The organism is Amycolatopsis sp. H20-H5 (assembly GCF_035828755.1).
Classification (GTDB): Bacteria; Actinomycetota; Actinomycetes; order Mycobacteriales; family Pseudonocardiaceae; genus Amycolatopsis.
Genome location: NZ_JAYMZS010000294.1, coordinates 1 through 880, shown reverse-complemented (window position 1 = coordinate 880; position 880 = coordinate 1). Strand labels below are relative to the sequence as shown.

2 protein-coding genes are annotated in these 880 nt (G+C 64.7%); both read left to right on the top strand.

The window, feature by feature from the left end; translation table 11 throughout:
• On the top strand, window positions 1-359 hold a 359-nt coding region (locus QMK34_RS47585), incomplete at its 5' end, for a tyrosine-type recombinase/integrase (protein ID WP_326421645.1).
• Window positions 356-880 (top strand): tyrosine-type recombinase/integrase (locus QMK34_RS47580; RefSeq protein ID WP_326421644.1); only part of this gene is annotated, 525 nt, incomplete at its 3' end. The genes QMK34_RS47585 and QMK34_RS47580, both read left to right, overlap by 4 nt.

Here is an 880-nt window from a genome sequence, read left to right as displayed (position 1 = left end):
TGCGCGATCAAACTTGCCCCCGGCTCGTCGCCAGCGCGCTGCTTGTTTCCGCCACGGGCACACGGCTGCTGTCCTACAACGTCGGCCAGACCTTCGCCAAACTCGTCCGCCGAGCAGGGCTCACCGCGCGCTCCCCGTCGTGTCGTCCGCGTCCGCACGATCTCAGGCACACCTTTGCGGTCCGGACTCTGCTGGATTGGTATCGCGACGACGGTGACATCGCGGCCCAGCTGCCGCTGTTGTCGACCTACCTCGGCCACGTGTCACCCGCCAACACGTACTGGTATCTCCACGCTGCACCAGAACTACTTGCCGAAGCCGCTAAGCGTCTCGACGCCACGTCAGGAGTCCCGCGATGACCGCGATCGCCGCCACTGTGCAGAGCTTCTTCATCGATCGGCTGATCCGGGCCCGTCAGGCCAGCCCGGACACCATCGCCGCCTACCGGGACACCCTTCGTCTGCTGCTCACCTACATCTCTATACATGAGGGAATACCGTTGTCCCGCTTAGACTTCGCCGACTTGGGTGCACCGGTAGTTGCCGCGTTTCTCGACCACCTCGAACACGAACGCGGCAACAGCGTCCGAACCCGGAATGCCCGCCTGGCAGCAATCCACTCCCTGTTCGACTACGCCGCTCTGCACCACCCCGAACATTCCGCAGACATCGCCCGAGTCCTGGCCATCCCACCGAAACGCTGCGACCACACGATCATCACGTTCCTCACCAACGACGAGGTCGACGCCTTGAACGCCGCTCCCGACCTCGACACCCGCACTGGCCGACGTGACCACGCGCTACTCCTGCTCGCCGTCCGCACAGGACTGCGCGCGTCCGAGCTGACGTCACTGACACGCGGTGACATCCACCTGGGGAGT